This window comes from Rhizobium sp. Root708 (assembly GCF_001429725.1).
Lineage (GTDB): Bacteria > Pseudomonadota > Alphaproteobacteria > Rhizobiales > Rhizobiaceae > Rhizobium.
On the sequence record NZ_LMHV01000033.1, the window covers coordinates 1 to 5,649 of the forward strand.

Annotated in this window: 1 protein-coding gene and 1 pseudogene; both read left to right on the top strand. The window is 64.1% G+C overall.

All coding sequences use genetic code 11. From position 1 onward, the window contains the following. Window positions 1-191 precede the first annotated feature (191 nt). Entirely contained in the window at window positions 192-1,715 is a 1,524-nt protein-coding gene (locus ASE04_RS16995) for an aldehyde dehydrogenase (NADP(+)) (protein ID WP_056819332.1), read from the top strand. 1,329 nt (window positions 1,716-3,044) lie between these two features. After that, window positions 3,045-5,649, top strand: a pseudogene (locus ASE04_RS17000) (beta strand repeat-containing protein); the annotation flags it as partial.

The following is a 5,649-nucleotide window of genomic DNA, read 5'->3' on the forward strand; positions in this document are numbered from 1 at the left end:
ACGCAAGCACGTCAGAAACGGAATGCTGTCACCCGTCGAGTTCGAGCGCTTGCAGAAAACATAACGCGAGGGTGTCTACGAAACTCGGGGCTATTCAATGCGCCCCCCCCAAATAAACCACCGCGCCTGTGGTGAAACCCGCCCGCCGACCACCTATATGCGGGGCCTGCAATCTGAAAAGGAAATCGAACATGACCATCGACGGAAGCCTGCTCATCGCGGGGGCGCAGAAGCGCGGGACGCGTGGGGAGTTCCACGGCGTCGAGGCGATCAGTGGCAAATCGCTTCCGATCTCGTTTGGCGGAGCCTCCGCTGAGGATGTCGAGGCCGCCACTGCGCAGGCGTGGGAGGCTTTTGCTTCCTACCGTGAGACCGACCTTGAGACGCGGGCACGCTTCCTGGAAACGATCGCCGAGGAAATCGAGGCCATCGGCGATGAACTCGTCGTCCGCGCCATGGCTGAAACTGGCCTTGCGCGCGGTCGGCTGGAAGGAGAGCGGGCGCGAACGACAGGCCAGCTTCGCCTGTTTGCCAAGGAAGTTCGCGCCGGGCGTTTCCAGGAGCTCCGCTTCGATGCCGGCGATCCGTCCCGCAAGCCGGTTCCGAAGCCGGATCTGCGGTTGAGAAATATCCCGGTCGGCCCGGTCGCGGTGTTCGGTGCATCCAATTTTCCGCTGGCCTTCTCGGCGGCGGGCGGCGACACGGCCTCGGCGCTGGCCGCCGGTTGCCCCGTGGTCGTCAAGGCGCATTCGGCTCATCCGGGTACATCGGAACTCGTCGGCCGCGCCGTCCAGCGTGCTGTCGCAAGTGCCGGTCTGCATCCCGGAACCTTCTCGCTGCTTTTCGATACCGGCTTCGAGGTCGGGCAGTCGCTGGTGGCCGATCCGAGAATTCGCGCTGTCGGCTTCACCGGGTCGCGTCGCGGCGGCACGGCGCTGATGGACATCGCTTCGCGCCGGAAGCAGCCGATTCCCGTCTATGCCGAAATGAGCAGCATCAACCCGGTCATCCTCTTTCCCGGCGCCTTGAAGAGCCGCGCCGCCGACATCGCTGCCTCGTTCGTCTCGTCGCTGGTCCTCGGCGCCGGCCAGTTCTGCACGAATCCCGGCTTGATCCTTGCTGTCGGCAATGAGGATCTGGACGCCTTCATCGCACGGGCAGCGGAATTACTGCCCGACGTCGGACCGCAGGCAATGCTCACGCCCTCGATCGCCAAGGCCTACAGCGAGGGCGTCGCTAGGCTGCAGCGCCATCCCGAGGTTCGGGCTGTCGCCGCCGGCAAATCCGGAACCGAGTTCGAAGGCACTGCGGCATTGTTCGAGACGTCGGCCGACGCATTCCTCGCGCACCATGAGCTGCAGGATGAGGTGTTCGGCGCGGCCGGGCTGGTCGTCCGCTGCAGCGACCTCGCCCAGCTCGAACAGGTGCTGGACAGCCTGGAGGGCCAGCTCACCATCGCTCTTCATATCGCCGACGAAGACGAGCCCGAAGCCCGCCGTCTGGTTCCAAAGCTCGAGATGCTTGCCGGACGCCTGCTGGTCAACGGATTTGGCACCGGCGTCGAGGTGTCGCCGGCGATGGTTCACGGCGGCCCCTACCCGGCAACCGCCGATGGCCGCTCGACCTCGGTCGGAACACTGGCGATCTACCGGTTCCTGCGGCCGGTCTCCTACCAGGACTTTACGAGCACGCTGCTGCCCGACGCTCTCCGCTAAGTGCAAGAGGCGTCGGTCGCGACGATCGACGCCAAAGCCTTGCTGCATCCGAGAGCGCCTTCACCTGTCGGCGCTTTTCTCCCAGTCGAAGCACCGTCTTTGATGGTCGGATTCTCAACCACCGCGTTACGACAAGCCGAAGGCTTCGTTCGCGGGCGTCGTCACGCTTGCCTTAGTCAAACGCCGGTTGCCGTTCATTCATGCGCAGGTCTTCTAGGGCGTTCTTTCGCCGTTCCCCGAAATGAAAGCCGCGCATCCGGCGCTTCATTATAAACAGCGTTTTCCATATGCGCGCGAAGCTCGCTGCAAAAGCGTGAGGCGTTGCGGGCTCCCCATACGCCGATGGAGCATACCCCGGACGCATCATTCTTGAAAACCGCCGCTCCATCAAATGCGGAAGACAGCCCCCCTTGTCTAACCACGCCACCGGCGCCGTAAACCGCAACGACACGATCCAGCGGTGCAACGCTGACCACCGTGTCGCCGGAGGGCGCGAAACCCGCGCTTGCGAAAAGGTAGACTGGGCAGGGAGACGTTGCCATCCGTTGACCATATCGGGATCAAACGCACCTAGCGCGTCGTTCCGGCCTCGATGACCTCGAGCGCGCTCTGATAGGGCGTCCTCGTCAATTCCGCCGTCTCATTCTGGGCGCCAGGCGTGCGGCCTGTCCCGACCAGAGATTGGCGAAATCGTTCTTTGACCCGCCTCGGCCTTTGCCCGGATCGGCGCAAGAGCCGCACCGGTGGTCGAGAAGGCCGGCGCGTTTTCGGAGGGGGTCTAGGTTCGCGCATCAGCCGGTCGACGACGCCTCGCGCGGGGGCGGTCGGTGAAACCCTCGACATTACCCCCGTCCGGTTTTTGCGGGAAGCTCACGGAAGCCGCGAGCCGTCCGCCTTCCGCACACGGCAGCGTCGAGCCCGCGAAAACTCCCATCCGCAGGCTGACGGGAAAAACCTGCAAACAGCGTTAATACAAAATTAAAAACTGATGAATAGATATTCCTACAGTTGCAAAGGCTCCTGCCGGCGCGTCGCCCGCCATGCTGCTCAGGCAGTATGAGGGATCTTATCTGCCGGTCCGGTTTTTGCGTCCGGATAGTCCAAGGATCACGGTCGCTCCGCGGCCACGGGCGCATGATGCCCCTTCGATCTAACGGCTCCAGCGAGCCATGTTCCGCATTGCATTTTAGCCACCGCCTGGATCGCGGCGCTTTCGCGCGCGCATGCGGGTGATCTGCCCATGAGCGCATGCCGCGTTCGACCGGCCGTTTCGGCGCCGAGGGGCGGAAGATGAGATATTGATTCGTTAATGCCGGGGGGCCCGCGTCCATGACCTCAATCGTTTCTTCGCTGCAGATCAAGTCGCTGGCGACATCCGCGATCGCCGCGCTTTCCGCCTCCGAGGTCGCCGCCCTCAGCATCAGCCAGATCAAGGCGCTGAGCGCGAGCCAGGTCGCGGCCCTGAGCGCCGAAGACGTCGCGGCATTGAGCTCGTCCCAGATCGGCGCCATTTCGGCCTCAGCGGTCGTCGGCCTCGGCCTCGACCAGATGCAGGTGCTTTCCGCGACCCAGATCGGCGGCCTCTCCGCTGCCCAGGTCACCGCCCTTTATGCCAGCCAGATCGAAGCCCTGTCGCCCTCGCAGGTCGAGGCGTTTTCCGCGACACAGATCGGGGCGCTGTCGGCAGAAAAGCTCAACGCCATGGCGCCGGACGAACTGGCAACCTTCTCCACCGCGGAGATGGGGGCAATCGGCACCAAGGCGCTGGCCGGCCTCTCCGAAGAGCTGCTCACATCGCTCGGAACGGATAAGCTTGCCGCATTGAAGGGCACGCAACTCGCGGCGCTGACCACAAGCCAGATTGCCCTGCTGAGCGCATCGCAGATCGGCGCGATCGGCACGTCGCAGATCACCTCGTTGAGCGCCAAGCAGATTGCCGCGATCACCACAGAGGCAGTCACCGGCCTCACATCCGGCCAGATCGGCGTACTATCGAAGGTCCAGATTGCAGGGCTGACGACCGCGCAGCTCGGCGCGCTTGAAACATCGCAAATCCAGGCACTGACCTCGGCGCAGATTTCGGTATTGAGCGCCGATGACATCAAGGCGCTGTCGCCGGAAGATATCGGCACATTTACGACCGCGGAACTCGCGGCCATCTCCACCAAGGCCCTCGCCGGACTTCAGACCGAGATCTTCGCGGGCTTCGCATCCTCGCAGATCGCAGCGCTCACGAAGACGCAGGTCGCGGCCCTCAGCACCACGCAGATCGCCGCAATGGGACCGGAACAGCTCGGCGCCCTCTCGGCCTCGCAGATTGCGGGCCTCAGCGCCAAGCAGGTTGCAGCGCTGCCGACCGAGGCGCTCGCGGGCCTGACCACCAGCCAGGTCGCATCGCTCTCCAAGGTCCAGGTCGCGGCGCTGACCTCCGAGCAAATCTCGACGCTGGAATCCAGCCAGCTCGAAGCCCTGACCAGCAGTCAGGTCGCAGCCCTCTCCGCAAGCCAGGTCAAGGCTCTGTCCGCCGAGGATCTGGCCGCATTCCGCCCGGATGAGATCGCAGCCATCGCGGCAAAGTCTCTTTCCGGATTGACCAGCGAAACATTCGCTTCGCTTGCCTCCTCGCAGATCGCCGCGTTGACGAAGACCCAGCTCGCGGCCCTGGCCACAGGTCAGGTTGGCGCCCTCGACGGAGAGCAACTTGGCGCCTTTGCGGCCTCGCAGATATCAAGCCTCAGCGCCAGACAGATCACGGCCCTGACCACGGATGCACTCGCCGGCTTGACCACCAGCCAGGTCGCGTCGCTGTCGAAAGCCCAGGTCGCAGCCTTGACGACCGATCAGATCGCCTCGCTGGGATCGTCGCAGTTGGAAGCCCTGACGAGCAGCCAGGTGGCAGCGCTGTCGGCGAACCAGATCAAGGCGCTGAGCGCCGATGACCTTGCAACGTTCCGCCCGGATGAGATCGCGGCGATCGCGGCAAAATCCGTGACCGGATTGTCGAGCGAAACACTCGCTTCGTTTGCCTCGTCGCAGATCGCAGCGCTGACGAAAACGCAGATCGCCGTCTTCAGCACAAGCCAGATCGCCGGGATTGTCGGGGAACAGCTGGGCGCGCTCTCGAGCTCGCAGATTGCAGGCCTCAGCGCCAGGCAGATCGCGGCACTGACCACCGACGCCCTTTCCTCCTTGACGACAAGCCAGGTTGCCTCGCTCTCCAACGTCCAGGTCGCGGCCCTCTCGACGGACCAGATCGCCGCGCTTGAATCGAGCCAGCTCGCAGCCCTGACCAGCAGCCAGGTCGCGGCTTTCTCGGCCGACCAGATCAAGGCGTTGAGCGCCCAAGACCTCGCGGCATTCCAGCCCGACGAAATCGGTGCGATTGCCGTAAAATCGCTCTCCGGTCTGTCGTCCGACACGATCGCCTCGCTCGCCTCGTCGCAGATCGCGGCAATGACGAAGACGCAGATCGCAGGCCTCGGCACCGGCCAGATCACAGCACTGGATTCCTCGAAACTCGGCGCCCTCACAAGCTCCCAGATCGCGGGATTGAGCGCGAAGCAGATCGCGGCTCTCTCGAGCGATGCGCTTGCCGGCCTCAAGGCAAGCCAGATCACCACCCTGTCGAACCTCCAGGTCGCGGCACTTACCACGGCTCAGCTCGGCGCACTGGAATCGTCGCAGATCGAAGCGCTGACGTCGCCGCAGATTGCCGCTCTCTCGGCGGACGATATCGCGGCCCTCTCCGCCGAGGACATCGCCACCTTCACGACGGCTGAATTTGCCGCGATTTCGGCAAAGGCGCTCGGTGGTCTCAGCACCGAAACCATCTCGACCTTCGCCTCCTCGCAGGTCGCAGCTCTGACGAAGACGCAGCTCGCAGCACTGAGCACCACTCAGGTTGCATCCATGGGCTCCGACCAGGTCGCCGCCC

Coding starts and splice junctions, on each gene's coding strand:
- ASE04_RS16995 (WP_056819332.1), top strand. CDS start 192: ATGACCATCGACGGAAGCCTGCTCATCGCGGGGGCGCAGAAGCGCGGG.